Source organism: Brenneria sp. L4-2C (genome assembly GCF_040240335.1).
Taxonomy (GTDB): Bacteria; Pseudomonadota; Gammaproteobacteria; order Enterobacterales; family Enterobacteriaceae; genus Brenneria.
In genome coordinates, this window is sequence record NZ_JBEIAC010000011.1 from 130,735 (window position 1) to 150,314 (window position 19,580).

At 48.7% G+C, this 19,580-nt stretch carries 22 protein-coding genes and 2 pseudogenes; 4 read left to right on the forward strand and 20 right to left on the reverse strand.

What is annotated here, in order from left to right; all coding sequences use genetic code 11:
- The first annotated feature begins 6 nt into the window (after positions 1-6).
- Positions 7-1,107 (forward strand): DUF1615 domain-containing protein, encoded by a 1,101-nt coding sequence (locus tag ABRZ26_RS16400; RefSeq protein ID WP_319605247.1) that lies wholly within the window; start codon positions 7-9, stop codon positions 1,105-1,107.
- A gap of 27 nt (positions 1,108-1,134) precedes the next feature.
- On the opposite strand, the gene cfa is transcribed toward ABRZ26_RS16400, so the two are convergent.
- Complete coding sequence (gene cfa, locus ABRZ26_RS16405; RefSeq protein ID WP_319605225.1) at positions 1,135-2,283, reverse strand: cyclopropane fatty acyl phospholipid synthase; 1,149 nt, start codon at positions 2,281-2,283, stop codon at positions 1,135-1,137.
- A 158-nt stretch (positions 2,284-2,441) separates the two neighbouring features.
- On the opposite strand from cfa, the gene ABRZ26_RS16410 reads away from it, so the two are divergent.
- A complete protein-coding gene (locus ABRZ26_RS16410) occupies positions 2,442-3,206 on the forward strand; it encodes a helix-turn-helix domain-containing protein (protein ID WP_319605226.1) in 765 nt (254 codons plus the stop codon).
- A 115-nt stretch (positions 3,207-3,321) separates the two neighbouring features.
- On the opposite strand, the gene ABRZ26_RS16415 is transcribed toward ABRZ26_RS16410, so the two are convergent.
- From ABRZ26_RS16415 to ABRZ26_RS16440, 6 genes are all read right to left on the reverse strand, one after another.
- Positions 3,322-4,014 (reverse strand): CidB/LrgB family autolysis modulator, encoded by a 693-nt coding sequence (locus ABRZ26_RS16415; RefSeq protein ID WP_319605227.1) that lies wholly within the window; start codon positions 4,012-4,014, stop codon positions 3,322-3,324.
- Positions 4,007-4,420: a CidA/LrgA family protein gene (locus ABRZ26_RS16420; RefSeq protein WP_319605228.1), complete on the reverse strand. Its 414-nt coding sequence runs from the start codon at positions 4,418-4,420 to the stop codon at positions 4,007-4,009. The genes ABRZ26_RS16415 and ABRZ26_RS16420 overlap by 8 nt, the downstream gene beginning before the upstream one ends.
- Positions 4,421-4,944: 524 nt before the next feature.
- Positions 4,945-6,090: an aryl-sulfate sulfotransferase gene (locus ABRZ26_RS16425; RefSeq protein WP_319605229.1), complete on the reverse strand. Its 1,146-nt coding sequence runs from the start codon at positions 6,088-6,090 to the stop codon at positions 4,945-4,947.
- Between the two features lie 267 nt (positions 6,091-6,357).
- Positions 6,358-7,152, reverse strand: coding sequence for an ABC transporter permease (locus ABRZ26_RS16430; RefSeq protein WP_319605230.1), 795 nt, complete (start codon positions 7,150-7,152; stop codon positions 6,358-6,360).
- A 16-nt stretch (positions 7,153-7,168) separates the two neighbouring features.
- Positions 7,169-7,996, reverse strand: coding sequence for an ABC transporter ATP-binding protein (locus tag ABRZ26_RS16435; RefSeq protein ID WP_319605231.1), 828 nt, complete (start codon positions 7,994-7,996; stop codon positions 7,169-7,171).
- A gap of 116 nt (positions 7,997-8,112) precedes the next feature.
- Complete coding sequence (locus tag ABRZ26_RS16440) at positions 8,113-9,261, reverse strand: taurine ABC transporter substrate-binding protein (protein WP_319605232.1); 1,149 nt, start codon at positions 9,259-9,261, stop codon at positions 8,113-8,115.
- Between the two features lie 326 nt (positions 9,262-9,587).
- Here ABRZ26_RS16440 and ABRZ26_RS16445 point away from each other — a divergent pair, with 326 nt between their 5' ends.
- Positions 9,588-10,337, forward strand: a complete 750-nt coding sequence (locus tag ABRZ26_RS16445; protein WP_319605233.1) for a GntR family transcriptional regulator — start codon at positions 9,588-9,590, stop codon at positions 10,335-10,337.
- Between the two features lie 599 nt (positions 10,338-10,936).
- The gene (locus ABRZ26_RS16450) at positions 10,937-11,668 is read left to right on the forward strand and encodes a hypothetical protein (RefSeq protein WP_319605234.1); all 732 of its coding nucleotides are present in this window, start codon (positions 10,937-10,939) and stop codon (positions 11,666-11,668) included.
- Positions 11,669-11,705: 37 nt separating this feature from the next.
- Here the strand turns inward: ABRZ26_RS16450 and ABRZ26_RS16455 are convergent.
- From ABRZ26_RS16455 to ABRZ26_RS16515, 13 genes and pseudogenes are all read right to left on the reverse strand, one after another.
- Positions 11,706-11,840, reverse strand: a pseudogene (locus tag ABRZ26_RS16455) (tyrosine-type recombinase/integrase); the annotation flags it as partial.
- Positions 11,836-12,250 (reverse strand): annotated as a pseudogene (locus tag ABRZ26_RS16460) (HipA N-terminal domain-containing protein); the annotation flags it as partial. The pseudogenes ABRZ26_RS16460 and ABRZ26_RS16455, both read right to left, overlap by 5 nt.
- Positions 12,251-12,624: 374 nt before the next feature.
- A complete protein-coding gene (locus ABRZ26_RS16465) occupies positions 12,625-13,572 on the reverse strand; it encodes a nucleotidyl transferase AbiEii/AbiGii toxin family protein (RefSeq protein WP_319605235.1) in 948 nt (315 codons plus the stop codon).
- Entirely contained in the window at positions 13,565-13,960 is a 396-nt protein-coding gene (locus ABRZ26_RS16470) for a DUF6088 family protein (protein WP_319605236.1), read from the reverse strand. The genes ABRZ26_RS16465 and ABRZ26_RS16470 overlap by 8 nt, the downstream gene beginning before the upstream one ends.
- 171 nt (positions 13,961-14,131) lie before the next feature.
- A complete protein-coding gene (locus tag ABRZ26_RS16475; RefSeq protein ID WP_319605237.1) occupies positions 14,132-14,374 on the reverse strand; it encodes a CopG family ribbon-helix-helix protein in 243 nt (80 codons plus the stop codon).
- Between the two features lie 121 nt (positions 14,375-14,495).
- On the reverse strand, positions 14,496-15,329 hold the full coding sequence (locus ABRZ26_RS16480) for a DUF4942 domain-containing protein (RefSeq protein ID WP_319605238.1): 834 nt from the start codon (positions 15,327-15,329) through the stop codon (positions 14,496-14,498).
- 95 nt (positions 15,330-15,424) lie between these two features.
- Complete coding sequence (locus ABRZ26_RS16485) at positions 15,425-15,772, reverse strand: TA system toxin CbtA family protein (protein WP_319605239.1); 348 nt, start codon at positions 15,770-15,772, stop codon at positions 15,425-15,427.
- Positions 15,773-15,836: 64 nt separating this feature from the next.
- Positions 15,837-16,310 carry a RadC family protein gene (gene radC / locus ABRZ26_RS16490; protein ID WP_319605240.1) on the reverse strand — a complete coding sequence of 158 codons (474 nt, stop codon included), beginning with the start codon at positions 16,308-16,310 and terminating at the stop codon, positions 15,837-15,839.
- A 58-nt stretch (positions 16,311-16,368) separates the two neighbouring features.
- The gene (locus tag ABRZ26_RS16495; protein WP_319605241.1) at positions 16,369-17,190 is read right to left on the reverse strand and encodes a DUF932 domain-containing protein; all 822 of its coding nucleotides are present in this window, start codon (positions 17,188-17,190) and stop codon (positions 16,369-16,371) included.
- Positions 17,191-17,274: 84 nt separating this feature from the next.
- Positions 17,275-17,487 (reverse strand): hypothetical protein, encoded by a 213-nt coding sequence (locus ABRZ26_RS16500; protein ID WP_319605242.1) that lies wholly within the window; start codon positions 17,485-17,487, stop codon positions 17,275-17,277.
- 112 nt (positions 17,488-17,599) lie between these two features.
- A complete protein-coding gene (locus ABRZ26_RS16505; protein ID WP_319605243.1) occupies positions 17,600-17,968 on the reverse strand; it encodes a hypothetical protein in 369 nt (122 codons plus the stop codon).
- 421 nt (positions 17,969-18,389) lie between these two features.
- Complete coding sequence (locus ABRZ26_RS16510; protein ID WP_319605244.1) at positions 18,390-18,920, reverse strand: hypothetical protein; 531 nt, start codon at positions 18,918-18,920, stop codon at positions 18,390-18,392.
- Positions 18,910-19,404 carry a hypothetical protein gene (locus ABRZ26_RS16515; protein WP_319605245.1) on the reverse strand — a complete coding sequence of 165 codons (495 nt, stop codon included), beginning with the start codon at positions 19,402-19,404 and terminating at the stop codon, positions 18,910-18,912. Before ABRZ26_RS16515 ends, ABRZ26_RS16510 begins: the two co-directional genes overlap by 11 nt.
- Positions 19,405-19,580: the final 176 nt, after the last annotated feature.

The following is a 19,580-nucleotide window of genomic DNA, read 5'->3' on the forward strand; positions in this document are numbered from 1 at the left end:
GATACCATGTTTAATCACCGCGTTTCCCTGTTTCGTCCTCTGTGCCTCGTCGCGTTATTCGCGCTGGCGGGCTGCGCCGACAAAACCGCTCAGACGCCGGAGCCGCGACCGGCGGATGTCCGGGCGCAATTGCTGAAGCTGTTGCCGGAAAATGTCGGCGATCGTCAGGGGTGGGCCACCGATATCGCCGCCGCATTTGCCGCGCAGAGCCTCGATCCCAGTAATGAAAATCTCTGTTCGGTACTGGCGGTCACCGAGCAGGAGTCGACGTTTAAGGCCGATCCGCAGGTGGCGGGGTTGTCGAAAATCGCCTGGCGGGAGATTGATCGTCGCGCCGAGAAATTACACGTTCCGGCGTTTCTGGTGCGCACCGCGCTGCTGATCAAATCCCCCAACGGCAAGAGTTACAGCGAGCGACTGGATAAGGTTCGCAGCGAAAAAGAGCTGAGCGCCATTTTTGATGATTTCATCAATATGGTGCCGATGGGGCAAAAACTGTTCGGCCGTTTGAACCCGGTGCATACCGGCGGGCCGATGCAGGTGAGTATCGCCTTTGCCGAAGCCAACGCGAAGGCTTACCCGTATCCGCTGGACGGCACCGTGCGTCGTGAAGTGTTCAGCCGTCGCGGCGGGATGTATTTCGGTATTATGCATCTGCTGGGATATCCGGCTAATTATTCGCAGTCGCTCTATCGGTTTGCGGACTTTAATGCCGGCTGGTACGCCAGCCGTAATGCGGCGTTTCAGCAGGCGGTGAGCCGTTTGAGCGGTATTTCGCTGGCGTTGGACGGCGATTTAATCCATCACGGATCGGATAAAGCGGGCGCGACCGAACTGGCGGTACGTTCGCTCGGCAAAAAACTGGACATGAGCGATAGCGCGATCCGTCGGGCGCTGGAGAAAGGGGACGCGCTGGAATTTGAAAAAACCAGCTTGTATGAACGCGTCTATGCGCTGGCGGATCGTGCCGCCGGAGGCAAAGCGCCGCGTGAAATCCTGCCCGGCATCCAGCTGGAAAGCCCCAAAATCACCCGCAAACTGACGACGGCCTGGTTTGCCAAGCGGGTGGATGAGCGTCGCCGGCGCTGCCTGACCAGAGCGCGATAAATCAGAACCTGCGCCTTTTCTCACGGATTAATGCGGCACCTGCAATCCATTATGCAGGCCGCGCGTAAAGACGACTTGCCATAACTGAATATTCCTGGCGCGGAATGCGCCGGCGCAGGCATTAAGATAATAAACGAACATTCTTTTGAAGCGGTCGGAATAATTATCTTTTATCTGGGGCCACGCCGCGAGAAAACGCGCATGCCAGGCCATCAATGTTTTATCGTAATCGGGGCCGAAGTTATGCCAATCCTCCATAACGAAATGATCTTCACTGGCGCCGGCAATCTGTTTTACTGAGGGAAGACATCCGTTGGGAAAAATATATTTATTAATCCACGGGTCGACATTATGCGCCGTTTTATTAGAGCCGATGGTGTGGAGCAGGAATATACCGTCCGGCTTCAGACAACGGTCAACCACGTTAAAATACGCGTCGTAATTTTTCGGGCCGACGTGCTCAAACATACCGACGGATACGATACGGTCATACTGTTGCTGAAGGTCGCGGTAATCCTGTAGCAAAATATGAATATCCAGATCTTTGTAGCGTTCTTCCGTAAAGGCTTTCTGCTCGGCGGAAATGGTTACGCCATGCACGGTTACGCCATAGTGCCGCGCCGCGTAGGCCGACAGTCCGCCCCAGCCGCAGCCGATATCCAGCAGCATCATGCCCGGCTTGAGTTGCAGCTTCTTACAGATCATATCGAGTTTATCGCGCTGGGCGGCATGCAGATTATCGGCCTGCTTCCAATAGCCGCAGGAGTACTGCATGTAGGGATCAAGCATGCGGCAGAACAGGTCGTTGCCTAAATCATAGTGCTCTTTCCCCACAATCCAGGCGCGTTTTTTAGACTGGAGATTGCTGAGGCGAGCGACGGCGATGCGCAGGATATCGTTAATTCGGGAAGGCATTTTTTCATCGAGATGGGCGCGGAGTATACGGTCAAAGAACATATCCAGCCGGGCGCAATCCCACCAGCCGTCCATGTAGCTTTCCCCCAGCCCAATCGACCCCTGTTGTAATACCCGTTTGAAAAACTGCGGATTTTTAACCTGAATGTCCCAGGGTTCGGCGCCATCAATGGTGATGCCGGCCTGACTGAGCATATCTTCTGCAATACGCAGCCATTCGCTTTTATCACTACAGCCATCGGCCGCACATATATTACTCATAATATCTTCCAATCCCTGTTCTTTCGTGGAGCCTCAAGTAACGGTGATTTATTATCAGGCAAATCAAACCGACCGCTGTTATCATAAAAGGACAATTTCTGTTGATTACCGGCCACTCTATGTCACGCATGTCCCGATTAACCCTCAATGAGGACGCGGTGAGTCAGCTTGTCGCGGTACCTGAACGGCAGGCATTGCCACGCTCCGTTTATTTCCGCACCTGCCGGCTGGAAAAGGGCGTGCTGGTCAGACAGCATCAGCACCCGTTTATCGAGTTTCTGTACGCGTACGAAGGCGGCATGTGGGTGGAGATTGAAGGGAAAACGCTGATTGTGCCGACGTTCTACGGCATATGGATCCCGGCGAATGTGCCGCACCGTATTCTGACCACCAGCGATGTATTATTGGAGAGCCTGTACATCGAGCAGGATTGCGTGGCAATCCATCCCAGCAGTTGCCGAGTGGTGCTAATCAGCAGCTTTATCAGGGAGTTCATCCATTATGCGACGGAACATGTACCCGAGCAGTATGACAGCAGCGGGGATGACGGCATGCTGGTGAATGTCCTGATCGCGCAGATTCAGAAATTGCCGGACGCGGGTTTTTCCGTGCCGTGGCCGACTTCGCCGACCTTGATGCGAGTATGCCGGGAATTTCAGGAAACGCCGGATGAGGACCACAGCATTGATAATTGGGCGGCCAAAACCGGCATGTCGGTACGCACCTTTTCGCGTCGCTTCAAAAAAGAGACGGGGCTGGCCTTCAGCGAGTGGAAAAAACGTATGCGCCTGCTGGAGTCCGTTATCATGCTGAAAAATAACCGCAGCGTAACCCAGGTGGCGCTGGATCTTGGCTACGCCGGCACCTCGTCTTTCTCTAATGCGTTCAGGAAAATGTTCGGCGTGCCGCCGACCCGTTATTAGGTAACCCGCCTTGCCGATGACCTGATACCCGCGTTGCGCCACGCGGATATCGCTGTTCCTTCCCTGGCCGCCTTGCCGCAACCCGAATGACTCAGGCTATATCCCTTCAGATCGCTCAATGCATTGCTATCAGCAACGGGAAGAGAAAAGGGGTCACCAGCGAGGTAATAATCCCGCATATGACCAGCGCAAGAGAACTGAACGCCCCTTCTTCGTAATCCAATTCGGCGCAGCGCGCGGTTCCCAATGCGTGAGAGGCGGAACCCATCGCCAGGCCGCGAGATGCCTTGGTGTGGATGTGCATCGCATTCAGAATGATATGCCCGAAGACCGCCCCCAGGATGCCGACGAAGATCACGCAAACGGCGCTGATGGCGGGAATACCGCCGATACTCCCGCCGACGGCCATGGCGATCGGCGTGGTGACGGATTTCGGCATAATGGACGCCGCGATAGCGGGCGTCGCGCCCAACTGCAACGCGATCAACGTACCGGAGATCATCGCCACCACGCTGCCGAGGAAACAGATGCTGATAATGGATTTCCAGCGCATCCTGATCTGATGCAACTGCTCATACAGCGGGTAGGCCAGCGCCACCACGGCGGGCTGCAACAGGCTGTTGAGTATTTCGCTCCCCTGAAAATAACGCGGGTAAGGCATATGCGTCAGGCTCAATAAAACAATCAGTATGACCATCGAAATCAGTAATGGATTGAATAACGGATTATTCAGCCGCATCGCCACCCAACGCACCAGAAAAAAGACGAGCAGCGTTGCCGGCAGCGACCACCAGATATCATTAAGCATGCTTGATTCCCTTCTTTTCTTGCGCGTCATTAAGCGATGTTTTCTCTCTGTGCAGCGCGTGTGAACACCAACTGACCGTTATGAGCACGATAAGCGTGCTGGCGGCGCACGAAATGACCACCGGCGCGAATTGCGCCCGCAATAAATCAAAGTACTGCATGACGCCTACGCCGATGGGCACAAACAGCAAAGCCATATAGCGGATCAATAAATGACACCCTGGTTTTACCCATCCAGGGGGAATGATTTGTAAAGACAAAAGCGCGAACAGGATTAGCATGCCGATAATGCTGCCCGGCAGGGTTATCGGCAGCAGTACCGCAATACCCATCCCGAGATATAAGCAAGCATAAATCAGCAAAAAGGCCCGCGCCTGATGCCAGATACCGGTGATAAAAGGATGCATGACGTTTTTCTGCCAAAAGATAATGTGTTTTGAGGCGAACTGTCGGCAATCCCAGGAATAACTCCCGGCGATCTCCCTGCAACCGCCTCGGATAGGTTTTCAGATCGGTGCAATCGGTTTTGCATCACGCCGCGCGAACATCTCTGTCCTTGAACCAGAACTCATTATCAACCAATTGATATGGCTCTTTTTATTAAATGGAGACATTTTTTGTTTATTTGAGGACAAGTTGATTGCTGGGGGAGGGAATGCGTTTCTTGTGTGAGGCGGTTAAAGGCGCTGCGCTATTGCTACATCGTGAGCAGAGGCGTTGTTTTCTGCCCACGTTGGGTCAACAGATAGTCCACCCCACCCAACATGGCGTTTCCTGATGATTCTCGCACCTGAAAGGAAACTGACATGCTGAGCAGAGATGAACCAGTAAGCCGCCATACCTGAGTTTTCAGCGTACGAACGTACGCTGCGTGAAGTTTGGGGCGGCAGACATCGACAAATTCTCGCGAAAGCGGCCTTATTTCGACAATCTATTGAGCCAGATTCGGCAACTGTTCCCTGGCGTAGCGGAACGAGCGGAAAATGCTGTTCATGGTGCTCCCGCCGTAATAGCGGAATAAAGACTCCGGTATCGATTTGTCGCGGTTGTTGAACAGGAACTCGGAAAAATAGGGATTGACGTATTCCCATACCACTTCCCTGGCGGGCGTTACCTCGAAAATCCGACCGTTCAGGCCTTCGGTGATCAAGGTATTGCCATTGGGCAGGCGCTGAGCGCCAGAAATAAAGGCACTGTAAAAGTTATAGGCTGGCGTATCCTGATATTCCCAGACGATATCTTTAGTCTTTCGGTCAACCTCGATGACGCGGGAATAGGTATGGGAATCATGCAAGCGTTGGGTGCCATTGTCGAAAATCAGGAAATTGCCGTTTTCCAGCTCCACCGGGGCATGCTGTTGCGAAACCACATCGTGGCCCAAGTCCCAGATGATCTTCCCGGATTGTCGGTCGACCACCACGACATGGCTTATGCCCCGAAAACTCAGCAGCAGGTTGCCGTCACGCAGTTCGAATAGGCTGTTAGCATGCGGCCAATGATGCGGATCCTCCGAGGCATGTACCGGGAAATCCTTTAATTGGTCGAAATGCTGCCAGGCGTGCCACTCCCACACCACTTCTCCATTGGCGTCGAGTTCGACGATCTTGTCGTTCCAGACATTATCCTGGGCGATTTGTCCCTTGATCTTGCTTGCCACCTCGGCCGGCGTTTGCTCGATGCTTAACAGATAGGTGTTCCCGTTGTGCGCCCGGCGGGAATCGTGATGATGGTCCGGATTGTGATATTCCCAAACTATGTTGCCGTCCCAGTCGACTTCCAGGATGACGCCGGCTTTGTACAAGGGCCAATGGTCGAAGCGGACATCGCCCGGTTCGATCGGCGTCCAGCCATTGAAATAGAGATTGCCGTTGGGGAGAAGCTCTGCGTAATAGGGCGAGTAGGGCAGTTTCCACTGGTGGACAACCTGGCCGCTTAGGTCGATTAAATAGACGATGCCGTCGCCGGATAAGGTGGTAAACAAGGTGTAGCCGGGATAGGCTTTGTCGGCGTTTAGCGCAGTCAAGCCGGTGCCGCGGCGGATTTGAGTTTGCTGCTCTGGAATGGCTGGTAGGCTCATTTAGTGTGGCTCCTGATCTAAAAAATTTAAGCGAATGGATGACTTTGTTGCCATGGCGTCCATCGGTACGCTGGAAAAGTCAGTGAATAAATGCGCGTTTCCTTAGCACGGCGCGCCGGGTAACAAGGTGACTCGACTTCGATTAGATATTGGCCATATTCGCTTCTCTCTATTGGTTTTTGGGCAGCTTCAATTGATGGTGTTGAAGCCATTTTTAGCATCCGTACTTTTCAGTAGGCGATGGAACGACGCCTTTTCAGATGCATCTCATCGACGGCCTTCCCAATGAACTACGCGACGGCCGACATAAACCAGGAGGCGATCGGATATAAACCCGACCATGCCGATCACGATAATTCCGCAAAAAACATAAGCGGTACGGAAGAAATTTGCCGCATCGAGCACGATGAACCCGAGACCACGGTCTGCTCCCAGTAATTCCGAGGCAACGAGAATCGACAATGCCGTACCCAGCGCGACGCGCAATCCGGTCATGATTTGCGGAAGCGCCGATGGAAACACCACGAATCGAAAAATTTGATAGCGGCTGGCTCCGCAGGTTTGCGCGGCTCGGATCGCGTCAGCCTGACAGCTTCTTGTCCCTGCCTGAGCGCTCACCATCATGACCAGGAATACGGAAACGAAAATCAGCAGTACTTTCGACAATTCACCGATACCGAACCACAGAATGAACAGGGGAATGAGACCGAGCGGTGGGATCGGCCGCAGCATCTCGCCCGGAACCAGAAAGATCGCATCGACGTTGCCGATCCGTCCGCGCAGCATACCGATGGCAATGCCTGATACCGACCCGAGCAGGAATGCTATTCCCACCCTGCTTAGGCTTGCCAGCACATGATCGAAAAGGCTCACGCCGGAATAGCCATTGATCAACATGTCGGAGAAGCTGGTTGCAACTTCAGCGGGGGTAGGCAATAGGATCGGGCGCACCCAGCCAAATTTCGAAACGACCAGCCACAAAATGAAAATCAACAACGGCGAAGCAATCGCGAGCATCCAGTATTGTGGTCTCGATTTGATATTTTCCAGGGATTTCAACATATTCTCCTTGCCGGCTTCACGACGCCTCTGCCCGCATGGCGCGATATATCTTTTCACGGACCGACAAAAATTCTGGGTGCAGCCTGTTTTCCGCGGAACTGCGCGGCTCAGGCAGATCAACCACAAATTCGTCGAATGCGCCCAGTTGTCCTTTGCGCATCAGGAATACCCGATCCGAGATGAAAACGGCCTCATCGATACTGTGCGTGATGAAGATGATCGTGCATTGGGTTTCCGTCTTGATACGCACGATCTCTTCTTGCAGCGTTTCGCGTGTTTGCACGTCGACCGCGGCAAATGGCTCGTCCATCAGCATCACGCTGGGGTTGGCGGCCAATACCCTGGCCAGTCCGCAACGCTGTCGCATGCCGCCGGACAATTGATACGGGAAGTGTTTTTCAAATCCCTGCAAGCCAACCAGCGCTACCATTTTTGTGGCGACCGCTAATTGTTCCTGCTTGCTCTTCCCGCCGCACCGCAGACTAAATGCGATATTGTCCTCAATATTCATCCAGTCAAATAACGCATAGGACTGGAAGACTACGCCCCGATCAGGACCCGGTTCGGTAATTTCGTGGTCGTTCACCTGTGCCAGACCGCTGCCAGGCCGCAGGAAACCCGCGATGATATTGAGCAGCGTCGTCTTCCCGCATCCCGATGGCCCCAGTATGGTGATAAGCTCTCCGCGCTTGACTGAAAAGCTTAAGTTTTTCAATACGTCGCGGCCGTCATATGCAAACCCGACCTGTTCGAGCCGTAAAATCGGCCCGGCAGTTTGCACAACATCTTCCGGATATGGCTTAAGCGACTGTGGAAAGCTTGCTTGGGAAACAGACATGCTCATATGTGACCTCTTCGCCTTGGATCTTCAATTGCAATGCGGATGCATAGCGATTGCACTAACCTGCGACACAGGGAAACACAGTTGAACGCAACGGACGCGCTGCTCGGAAGCCACCTTTACTGGCTTTTTTCCGATGCAATGACTTTCTGTATAGGCCCGGTGTTGAATAGCGACGCCCAGTCTTTCGGCGTTTCCTTGATACGTTGTTCCGAGACGAGGAAGGCGCCGATACTCTGCAAGTGCTTCATTAATCTCGAATCAAGTTCTTTACCAGGCGCGCCCATAAAGTCAGCCGTTAACACTTTTTCGAAACTGGGATTTTCCACCGACTGGCGTTCAATGAGCGCGTCAAATTCCTCGGGTGTTTGGCCAATTCTCTTGGCCTCGTATTGGCGCACTGCCTTGGGGTTAACGACATAATCATGTTGTGCTTGCCGCCATGCGCGCAGAAAGGCTTGCAATACTTCAGCATTATTACGGCTTAAATCCTGTTGCCCGACCCAGACGCCGCCAGTAATCATGCCTAGCGAGCGTGTCGTGGCTATCGGAAGCGCGCCTGCCTTTTCTATGATTCCGACATTCGGTTCCCAGGTGACAGCGGCATCGATCTGACCGGCTATATATGCCGGAGGCATATTCGCTGGGGTTAGATTTACAATTGTTACGTCAGACTGTTTCAGACCTGCCTGGGCAAGGGCTTTCAACAAATGATAATGGCTTGAAGATCCGACTGATATGCCAACCTTCTTGCCTTTAAGGTCGCCGATATTTTTAATTCCAGCCTTTGGATTTCCCACCACACGTATATTGGTGTAGTCGATCCGTTCCATCATTAAAATTTCGATCGGCATGCCATTCGAATATCCGGTGATGCTTGGGAATTCACCCATCCACGCTAAATCAATCTCCTTGGATGCCAGTGCAGGAAGCATTGCCGGGCCGGCGGGGAATGGAATCAATTTAACGTCGATTTGCTGCTTTTCAAATAGGCCGGCGTTTATCGCATAGGTTAGCAACACATTCACTTCGCCAGTTTGATAGCCGACGCGTAACTGTTTATTCTGGGCGAATGCGGATGTCGTAAAGAGTGAAAACAAGGTCAAAAAAATGAAAAGAATGCGCATCAAGGTATTCTTTTTAATAGGGGTAATAAATAGCACGGTCGGTTGAATTACCGCATGCCGCAAGTTCGCTTTCACACTCATGAAAAATTCGATGAGCAAGTCGTTTACTGCGAGATGGTCATGGCTTCCACGGGATTTCATGATGTTTTTCCTGAGTAAAGTTGTTATAACAGGATGTGGTCAAATGAACACGCATCGGTCCGCTCCGAGGGGCTATAGAGAGTCTATAGATATAGCCAAAGTGCTGGCATCCAGTGCGAGCACGTCCGCATCCAGCGAATTATCTGCGGGTTGATAACTTGTCATGGGATCTTTATAAACGTATAATTTGTACTAAACATGTAATAACATGTTGTGGACTTTACTCGCCGTGACCTGAAAGACTAAATAATTATTTCGTCTTTACTTATTTGTCGGGCAAATAAAACTGGCGATATTCTTCTTTCAATTTCCTGGGTGATAACGACATGCTTTCAAATGACAAAGATGCAACCAGTCCTTTGCACTTACGCGTGCGCGAAGCGCTGACTGCTCGCATCTCAGATGGCCGCTATCAAGCCGGCGAGCGATTGCCTTCAGAACACATGCTGTGCAAGATGTTCGATGTAAGCCGCATTACCGTGCGCAAGGCGCTGGCCGACTTGGATCGCGTAGGCGCCATTGAGCGGATTCATGGGAAGGGGACTTTTGTGGCTCGTCCCAAAGCATTCCAGGTCGTTACGCCACTCCAGGGATTTTCTGAGGCAATGACGCCACTAGGCCATGAAGTCCGCAACCAGCTCCGTGGGTTTCGCTATTTCTCAGCCACACCTGATCTGGCTAACCGGCTTCGACTGGAATCAGACGCACAGGTAGCCGAGGTAAGTCGTATTCGTTTTCTTGATGATCAGCCGATCTCATTTGAGGTCACTTATGTCGCGGCTGCTTTGGGGCGTCAACTCGCCAGCGCTGACTTAGTCACGCGCGATCTGTTTGATATCTTCGAAACCGACCTGGGGCGTGCGCCCGGACACGCACAGATTGCCATTGATGCGTCAATTGCAGACGCTAATCTAGCCGACATACTTGTCGTGCCTGTAGGCGCGCCATTGCTTAATGTCGAACGGCATGTATTCGATAAGGAGGGCGAGCCGCTGGCCTTAGAACGGTTATTGTTGCGATCGGATAGGTTTCAATATCGGCTGCGCATCGACCGGCTAAGCAATACTGTGGCATAACAAGTCGTCCAGCCGAACGCCGAGCGGTTATTTTGTGGCTTGCCGCCTTGAACCCTGGCTTGATTCACGGCGTCCAGCCGAATTTTTTGATCCTAATATCGCGACACTTTTGCCGGACCATGTTTCTACTGCGAAACGGGCTGGCAACTACCGTTAATGGCCTTCTGGTATAGCTATCGAGGCGCTGAAGCAGTTCGGGAGTTATATAGCGGGAAAAATGAATGGCTATCTGATTTAATCAAAAAGTCCCCCGAGGCGACTTTTTTTCCGCGAAGGTGAGGGCCGGACTCGAATATTTATTAATGCTTGATGATTTAAAATAATAAATTGCTTTATTGACAGCCATATTGACTCCAATGTGAGTTATACAATGCCGTTTGGACACTCTTTACGGAAAATCTGAGGGGCGTTGTCGCCTAAATAAGCAGCCGAGGGTTTGTCATTTCTACTAAGTATTTTTTAAATGCTGAATACCTGTCACTTTAAATATAGTACTCCTCAATATCTGTCGTTGTCATTACATCGATATACTATGGCATTGTGATTTCAGGCCATGTATTATCGTCTTATTATTCGATTACATTATGGATGTTTCTGTTATGCTCACATCTGACGCACGTTATCAGCTTTTAGCCATGTATAGCGCCCAACATCTACGCGCTGTCGCTAACAGAGTCATTGCTCGTGCTGAGCTACCCCCGCTGAATTTTTCCGCACTGCTCTGGCGGAGAATGTGGGTATCGCCAATCCCGCCTGTTTTACAGTCAGGGGCGGCCAATGAATTTTTACAAGCAAATGGATGTCCCTATCCACGACCTTATGGCCTTGAGTCTTGGATCACCCCCAGCAATAAAAGCATTCTTGACACCCACTCTTCCGATAAACTTATATATCTAGCCAATTTTATTGAAAAGGACTGGCATCTTGGTCGGCAAATGCCGATATGGAGAAAACATCCTACGAACAGGCTCAATGGCTATGCATATAATATTATTCAGATTCTCATGCATGATAAAATTTCGGACGATTATCCAGCAGAATACTATGTTACATTCCAATACGACCTATTAAGTAAAACATTAAAAAGCAAAAGGCTTAATAATTGGATTGATACATACCAAAAAAATTCAAAAGACCCATTTATTGTTGCCTCAATGGAATTGACACGTATATCGAATATGAGGTCAATATTTTTATGGCGAATTACACTTGAGACAGTACAGGGGCTATATACTTGCTTTGCCGTGGAGGCAACGCCGGGGGAATCATATTTAAGTTATGCTCATCCTGTTAGACAAAAGCGGGCTCATTCGTTTATAGGTTATATTTGAAGTTTTAGTCTGTTGCGTGTTAAAAGGAAAGCGAAATTACATCGCGCCATACCCGTCCGGCGTGTGTTTCCGACCAGCGGTTTTGACTGATGTTCCGGTGCCAGTCCTGCGCGACCTTCGCGAAGGTATTTAACGCCTCTTGCGCCTGCGCTTTCTCTTCTTCGCGCTTTTTCCTGCGCACCAGCAATCGATAAATGCAAATCGTCATTATCATCCTGCCGACCTGGCAACAATGCCGCTGTTGTATTACGCAATATAGCGGCGATCTCAGCTTCAGAAAGCAGGCGATAATTTACGGAAAATAGATCTGTGGGCTCCCCATTACCATTCAGTAACTGTATTGCACCAATACAGTCTCTTCCCAGTTCAGCCAACAGATCAAAAGGCTCAAGGTTGCCAGCCTGGTAACGCGTTGCTAAACGCCTGCGGATACCTTCGCTGTCAGGCAATAAATTATCAAAATAGTCGGCGAACAATATTACCGCGTCACAACTGATTACCGGGAGTGAAGGGTAAATAGAGCGATAAAGGTCTTCCCTGTTCATCGGTAATCCATTCGGGAAGGTATTGTAATGAATTTTCTCATAATCGAAGTGAATTGACCCTCATCTTGACCCCCAAATTATCTGGATGTCAATGGACGAAAAAAGACCAGCGTGGATAAAACAGGCAAAAACGCAGAGAGAGGAATGAAATTAAAATTGTTATTTTACAGATGGATATGGACTTAAGTGGACGATTATGGACATAAAAAAAGCCACCCTGAGGTGACTTGATTTTCATACGATGGTGCGAAGGCCGGACTCGAATATTTCATATAACCTCATGATTTAATATTAATTTAAATAAAGACTAAAGACATTATACCAACACAGATACCAACGCTTGAAATTATTAAATTTGGGACTCGAAGCCGCGCAGATATTTTAGAAGGGGAAGATTGGCATCTGACGATATCATTGCAACACATCTAATGCGGTTTGGCGAAAACAGGAATAGGCATCTTCCCATGAAACGTGGGTTTCACCAAACACCATTGGCGCTAAGAATTGTTGATAGCGCATTTTATAAACAGGATTCACTGCAAGCTCTTCCAGCCCTCTTTTGAGTTCCTCAATAGGCGATTCGCAGAACTCAGGATACTGATTGCCGTAACGTTCAATATCTTGCTCAATGCATTCCTGAATGAAATGAGTTAAAGCAGGAACATTAACGCCTTTCTCCCTGACAATACAAAAATTGTCGTAGACATGGCGCACCAGTGATTCATCCTCTGCTCGCTCCAAATCACGCATACTTGCAGCCGTTCTTCGCATCATCGAGATAAGCTTTTCAGCCTGCGTACTGACTATAGTGGCACACGGAAAAGCTCGAACCATTTCCCCTTTTTTCGTGACATCAGTTAGCAATGAACAAATATCACGTGTTTCTGATGATTCAAGCAAGTCTGTTTCCATTAACTCCAGTTTAATAAATGGCCGCAGGCAAGGGATTTGTGAATACATCTGCGGATAACGTACGGGAATTTCATTGTAACGATATTCATCGCGAGTGACTTTGGGATAGTCATCGTCAAAACTAAAAACCCCTGAAGTAACAATCGTTTCGGTAATCGTTCGGATGATATTTTTACGGATATTCTTACGCTGACTTCTTGAGCTTTGTTGCAAAAAATTAGCGGTAGGAACCAGCTTAATATCTACATCTTCTGACATCCGGTTTAACAATATTCCTGCTTTTGATAACGCTGTGCCTCCGGCAAAAACCAGTTGATGCGTATCAAAAGTCAGATGCTGAAGCAGACGTAATAATTCAACGATGTAATAATCTTTCTCCACTATGGCGACAGACTCGATTCCCAGTGTATCGGCAACGTCAGGAAATAATGCAGTTAAGTCATCCATTTAACTTGCTATTCCCTACTGACAACACTCGCTTAAAACGTGGAGGTGTTTTGATTTCCACTGACGCCGGAACCTGAGTTGACTTGCCGCTATTGTAAGCGCTTGCTGCATCAGCCAGATGATAGTCCACTTTCAAGCGCTCCAGCGCTTCGATCACCACCGCAGCAGAACCACCGGGAGATGCGGGCATTAACCTACCCGTAATCACATTTTTCCGCGCTTTGGTATAGACGCCATAACCTACTTTCAGCAGTTGGCCTTCTTTCACCAGTTCACGCAGCGCTCTGCCAACTTGATCGTAGCCAGCAAGATCTTTGAAGTCGTCACGAGTGAAAACATAACGCTTTGAGCGTTTCAGCCGCGACTGAATACGAACTTTTGTAGTCATGCCATCCTCCTTTGAACATTTATCAAGCATAGCAAACATACGACATTTTCAATAGCAAACATACGACATTTAATTTTGCCATTAACTCAAAAATGAATGAGCTTTATGTGTGTATTTCTGGGTGGAGAATAACAAAAAATAATTTATAATTAATACATTAACTTCAATAAATCATTTTAACTTATCAATAATATTAAGCATATCAGAATGTCTAACGACACGTCCTTCTTCGACATCAACAAGTCCTTTCTGGATCGCCTGATGACGTTGCTCTCTGGCTTCAATCATCGCAGTCAATGCTTCTTTAATCACCCAACTTTTGGATCTATCTAGTTCAATAGCCAGGCTTTCAACCGCAGCAGCAAGCTCAACGGGTATCTGAGCACTGATCGTCTTTTTTGCTGGTTGTCTCAAGAGCATCACCTTTTAATTGAAGTTAATAACACTTATTAAAATAGCATGATTTTGTTAGCATCACTACCTGTGGCAAGTACGACGTCAGCATCCCTGCTGTGCCATGTGGAAAGAGGGGCGATCACCTCGCCGCCAACATCCCCGGATAATGCCTGGCGATAATATCGTTCATCTGATCGATTAAGTCGGGACGTTTAAAAGTGAGATGCCCGGTGCCTTTCTGAAAATAACGAATGCTGAAGAACTCATCCTCGTAAGCCTGTTGATGCGGATTATCGCGGATATGATCCATCAGCCGAATGGTGATATCGCCACGGTTATCTGGAATGGGTTTGCCATCCAGCAGATACAGCATGCGCTCCAGATCGGCCAGTTGATCGCGTCGCCAGCCCCAGTTCAGGCCGAAGCCCCAGCGGTGGTGCGTCACCAGATTGCTGATGATAATTTTCTTGCCGAAGTAGCAAGGATGGTTGGTCTTGTAATCCCAAGACAACCCCTTAAATACGTTGATTACCCCACGTTCGAACACTTCCAGCTTGCTCTGGTGAAGTTGTTTAAAAGTGCTGAGGATATTGGCTTCGCTGATCGGCGGCAGTTCGCCCTCCTCCAGATTCTTGTGCCACTGGCTGCGGGCTTCTGCGTCCATCAGCGACAACATGCCGGATTTCAGCATCAGCTCGCGCCAGATGTTGCGATCCAGAGTGCGGGTGATGGCCTGCATTGCCTTGTCCGGAGTATCCATCAGCCAGCAGTCATAACGATGTCCCTGCTTCAGCGCCCAGTCTTCGACTGTGCCGCCGCCAATATCGGACGTAAGCAGTGAAATAGACTGTAACTGATGGATAAGCTGCTCTATCTGTTGCAGAGCGGCGTCACGCCCGGCAACGATGCGCTCGATGCTGGTCGAACACATCAGATCGCAGTGTTCGGTCAATACCTCGGGTTCAGTTTGCATAGATTGTATTCCGTACATAAAAGCAAACACGCCTGCCGGGAGCGGCAGGCGCATTATGCAACGGGACAAGGGAGAAGAAACTTCAGGCAGGCAATTCAGGAAAGTGGCTCGCAATCTTTAGCAGTTCGCATTAACCCAGTGGCGCGTCGGGCGCGGAGAATATCGACCGCCGTAATAAACGGCGACTGTTCTAGCCAGGAGAAGCCGCGTCGGTCGGTGCGTACCAGCTCATATTTTTCCACCATAAAGTTCAGGGCATCGGCCAGCGAGATATCGGCATCGATATGCTCCTGGATCACTTTTTCTTCACAGAACGGCGTGTCGTTAAGCGTCAGCCCATAGTGTTTTTCCAGCAGATGGCTCAGTAACCGCTGCCAGATATTAACCGCCGGCAATACGCTATTACCCGGCACGCCGGGTGCCGGTATGGAGTTGTCAGACATAATTTTTCCTTTATATAGGAGAGAGATAAAACTGAGGTGAATGTTGGTGAAAAGTTTCGTGGCGTTACAGCCAGCCGCGTTCGGCAAACGACACCACATCGGTGCCGCCGATCACCAGATGGTCAAGTACCCGCACGTCAAGCTGTGACAGCGCCTCTTTCAGCCTGTCGGTAATATGTCGATCGGCCTGACTGGGTTCGGCGTAGCCGGACGGATGGTTATGCGCGACGATCACAGCTGCGGCATTATGACGCAGCGCCGACTTGAGGATTTCGCGCGGATGCACTTCGGTATTATTGATGGTGCCCAGCGCGGTGATCTCCTTTGCTATCAGGCGATGCTGGTTATCCAGATACAACACCATAAACACTTCACGCTCCAGACCACTGAGCTCCAGCATCAGCCAGTTTTTGGTGTCGTCTGACGTTCTGAACTGACGCGCATTTTTACGCACGCGCTTTTCCAGCAGGGAGAGCGCCTGATGGATAATGCGCTTTTCTCTGGACGCAACGCGGTCTGTCAATTGACTATATGACATGGATGATTCCTTGATTAGGTGATGGATACAGAGCGAAAAAGCAGGAGAAAAGCCGGATTCAGGATGCCAGTTGCAGCATATTTTCAGCCAGTACCCACAGCGCCCGGTTGAGTTTGATATCGCCATCAATACCTTTTACCGCACGGGTTATGGCGCGTTTTCCTTGCGTAGTCCGGCCTGTTAATCCGCCTTTTATCAAATTTTCCTGAATACGCTGATACGTGGTCCACAGATCATTGTGCTCATCCTGCCAGCGCCGGGGAGCCAGAATCTGCGCTTCCGTCACCGGCTGGTGCTCTTCGCCAAAACGGTACGTCAATGCCGCTTTTGCCAGCGCCTGCTGCGCCGGTGGCGGCAATATCAACGACTGCATGGCGTCACGCTTTTCGGCGATACGCTCAAAGGTATCCAACACCTCGTAAGCGCCTTCAATTACCCTGCCGGCCACATCGCCTTTATGCGGCACACGAACGTCGCCGAAGGACTCACCGCAAATCAAACCATTTTGACAAACCGATCTGAATAACCCCGGCAGCATCTGGTAACTGCTTGAGCCGTCATGACTGTTCAGCAAAATGATTTCCGGCACCTGCTGGCCGGTTATCTGCCCTTCACGGCGCAGACGCAGCATGTGCTTGGTGTGCCCGCGTTTTTCCGCATCACGGACACGGGTTTGACAGGCAAAGAATGGCTGAAACCCCTCGCGTTGCAGGTTGTCCAGTAACGTAATCGTGGGAATATAAGTGTACCGTTCACTGCGAGATCCGTGCTTGTCCTCACCGAATACACTGGGGACATAGCGGGCCAGTTCATCGTGCGTCAGTGGTCGGTCGCGTCGGATCAAATTTACAGCGCCGAAGCGGGAAGCCAAACGGGGCATAATGTCCTCCTGTCCGTACCGGAAAAATATTCCCGGCACGGAGCGATTAATAAAATGAAAGAGAATATGGGGCAATAACAAAAATCAGGATGGGAAAATGGCGCGCAGAATAAAATCCATCACAGCGCCGGTCAGGACACTCATCAATAAAAAAGCAGCCTCGCGGGCTGCTTCGATCTCTTCTTCACTGCAACCGGCCCGCTGGAAGCGCTCGGTCACGAAACGTTGCGCCTGGATACTGGAGCACCAGGCAATTACATTTCCCAGCGCCGTAACCAGCATTTTTACAAATGCCATAAAACTACTCCTCAACCGGAAATCGTCATCCGGATATCAGATGAATCAGAGTATTTGGATATATCAGGAAAGGATTTCACTCATTTATCTGGCGCGATTACATACATTAAGGCTATTCGTCAAAAGTGAATGTCCATCCGCCTTTATCAGTTAACACTTCAACCTCCGAGGCAATGCAATTATTGTAAAATGGCACCTTGACGGATTCGCCATAGCGGAGAGTCGCCGGGATAATCGTCTCTTTATTACTGGAGCCAAAGTATTTCAGGTTTCCAATACGGCAGTTACCCCGGTTAACGCTGATATTATTAATGCGGATCGTATCAGTTCTGGCTGTTACAACGACATTAACATAACGGGTTCCCGCCGGATGAATATTGTTATAGGCCATTAATTTTATTGGCACTGACGTTTCAGTCGCCGTCGCCATTCCGGTAGCTAATATTGACAAAACAGGCAGCAACCATTTTATATTATGCATGTTTATTTTCTTGTGTGAATTAACAATAGATCAACAACAATGTTGGTGATAAGCATTTTTAATTGATGATAAATCAATATATAAGAAACATACTAACAGGACATATATTATCAGATTTAATTGATAACCATTAAGCCATTAACGATAAGCATAGGGGTTTAAAAATCATTTGGTATTTATAGATAAAACACTCCCTAAAGAATTCTACGAGATATTATTTTTTCATAAAATTGAGATATGAAAACACATAAAGACAAGAGAAATAATATTCATTTTCAGCAATCAAAAATGACCATAAGGTTATTGATGTTGGTTTTATGTTTTTTTTTAAAACAAAATGTAGTTCTTTCTATTGATTAATATATAATTGAAATTTTATTGATAACGAACCGTGGCAGAGTTAATGCCACGGAGTTTATGCTCACATTTCATCGTTTACTTTTTTGTAACGCTCATTAATTAACTTCTCAAGAACATCGCTGATACGCATTTCATAATACATGGCTAATTTATCTAATCTCTCTTTAGTTTCATTTCGCAGATAGCAATTAATTGCTTTTTTATCAGTGCGAAGTTTACGGAGTTTACGTTGATTCCATGCTTTATTTAAATTAATCATGAGAAGTTTTTTACTATCGAGTGATTCATTCCATAAATCACATGTGACACAAATAGCAAGGTAACGTTCCATATTATCTGATGGTTTAAACATCTTTATAAAATTTGAAGGGGTCTCAAACACAGACATTCTGCCGATTTTTTCCTTTAGACAATCCCATACCCATATACAGGATTCTTCATCCTTTTCAGGAAGCCACCTTAATGGTTTTGGTTGATTATATATTACTTTCCATTTTTCTTTTAGTTTATCTAAAATTTCCTTTTTTGTGGATAGAAAAGAAAGACAATTTTCAGAACTTAAATTTAGTCTATCAAAAAATTCAATAATCACATCTAATCGTTCTTGACTTGACTTGACTTGACTTGACTTGACTTGACTTGACTTGACTTGACTTGACTTGACTTGACGATGGTGAAGGTGCCAGTTTTAATCTATGGTATGAATTTTCTGATGGTGGAATCCCTTGATAAAAAGGAATCCCAATAGTGGAGTCACTTTCCAATAATAAATACCCCCATAGCCAAAATGTAGCTCGCTCACTCTGCCGTAGCCAGTCAAATTCATTTTCAGGAAGAATGTTTTCCCGACAGGCATCATCTAACCCTTGTAATAACTTTCTTTCCTTATCTTGTTGAGGCGCCAATTGATTAATAGCTCGATTAATTGCCCGTCTGTAACTTTCCAAATCATTGACCTTAAACTCACCTAAATTAATTCTGTGATTTACATTCAGATACATTGCATAAAATCGATACTCCCGAAAATCACCTGTTTTTATAGGACTATTACTTTCTGAAGAATGGTGATTTGCCATTTTACCCCCTCAAGCAACAACTACTAAGTAGTTGATCCTACCCACGAATGGTGGACACGCTGTTAAGCGAGTAAAATCGTTAACAAGGTGAACCATGACGCAAGCAAAATCTGTGAAGAAGACATCCCGTAATCAATATACCCCGGAGTTTCGCCAGCAGGCGCTGGCGCTGGCTG

What these genes read in the sequence shown, in the direction of transcription:
- ABRZ26_RS16450 (WP_319605234.1), top strand. Translation starts at nt 10,937, where the DNA reads ATGCTCACATCTGACGCACGTTATCAGCTTTTAGCCATGTATAGCGCC.
- ABRZ26_RS16485 (WP_319605239.1), bottom strand. Translation starts at nt 15,772, where the DNA reads ATGTCTGACAACTCCATACCGGCACCCGGCGTGCCGGGTAATAGCGTA.
- ABRZ26_RS16440 (WP_319605232.1), bottom strand. Translation starts at nt 9,261, where the DNA reads ATGAAATCCCGTGGAAGCCATGACCATCTCGCAGTAAACGACTTGCTC.
- ABRZ26_RS16445 (WP_319605233.1), top strand. Translation starts at nt 9,588, where the DNA reads ATGCTTTCAAATGACAAAGATGCAACCAGTCCTTTGCACTTACGCGTG.
- ABRZ26_RS16425 (WP_319605229.1), bottom strand. Translation starts at nt 6,090, where the DNA reads ATGAGCCTACCAGCCATTCCAGAGCAGCAAACTCAAATCCGCCGCGGC.
- ABRZ26_RS16500 (WP_319605242.1), bottom strand. Translation starts at nt 17,487, where the DNA reads ATGGCATTTGTAAAAATGCTGGTTACGGCGCTGGGAAATGTAATTGCC.
- ABRZ26_RS16505 (WP_319605243.1), bottom strand. Translation starts at nt 17,968, where the DNA reads ATGCATAATATAAAATGGTTGCTGCCTGTTTTGTCAATATTAGCTACC.
- ABRZ26_RS16400 (WP_319605247.1), top strand. Translation starts at nt 7, where the DNA reads ATGTTTAATCACCGCGTTTCCCTGTTTCGTCCTCTGTGCCTCGTCGCG.
- cfa (WP_319605225.1), bottom strand. Translation starts at nt 2,283, where the DNA reads ATGAGTAATATATGTGCGGCCGATGGCTGTAGTGATAAAAGCGAATGG.
- ABRZ26_RS16415 (WP_319605227.1), bottom strand. Translation starts at nt 4,014, where the DNA reads ATGCTTAATGATATCTGGTGGTCGCTGCCGGCAACGCTGCTCGTCTTT.
- ABRZ26_RS16480 (WP_319605238.1), bottom strand. Translation starts at nt 15,329, where the DNA reads ATGCAAACTGAACCCGAGGTATTGACCGAACACTGCGATCTGATGTGT.
- ABRZ26_RS16495 (WP_319605241.1), bottom strand. Translation starts at nt 17,190, where the DNA reads ATGCCCCGTTTGGCTTCCCGCTTCGGCGCTGTAAATTTGATCCGACGC.
- radC (WP_319605240.1), bottom strand. Translation starts at nt 16,310, where the DNA reads ATGTCATATAGTCAATTGACAGACCGCGTTGCGTCCAGAGAAAAGCGC.
- ABRZ26_RS16430 (WP_319605230.1), bottom strand. Translation starts at nt 7,152, where the DNA reads ATGTTGAAATCCCTGGAAAATATCAAATCGAGACCACAATACTGGATG.
- ABRZ26_RS16420 (WP_319605228.1), bottom strand. Translation starts at nt 4,420, where the DNA reads ATGCATCCTTTTATCACCGGTATCTGGCATCAGGCGCGGGCCTTTTTG.
- ABRZ26_RS16470 (WP_319605236.1), bottom strand. Translation starts at nt 13,960, where the DNA reads ATGACTACAAAAGTTCGTATTCAGTCGCGGCTGAAACGCTCAAAGCGT.
- ABRZ26_RS16465 (WP_319605235.1), bottom strand. Translation starts at nt 13,572, where the DNA reads ATGGATGACTTAACTGCATTATTTCCTGACGTTGCCGATACACTGGGA.
- ABRZ26_RS16435 (WP_319605231.1), bottom strand. Translation starts at nt 7,996, where the DNA reads ATGAGCATGTCTGTTTCCCAAGCAAGCTTTCCACAGTCGCTTAAGCCA.
- ABRZ26_RS16515 (WP_319605245.1), bottom strand. Translation starts at nt 19,404, where the DNA reads ATGGCAAATCACCATTCTTCAGAAAGTAATAGTCCTATAAAAACAGGT.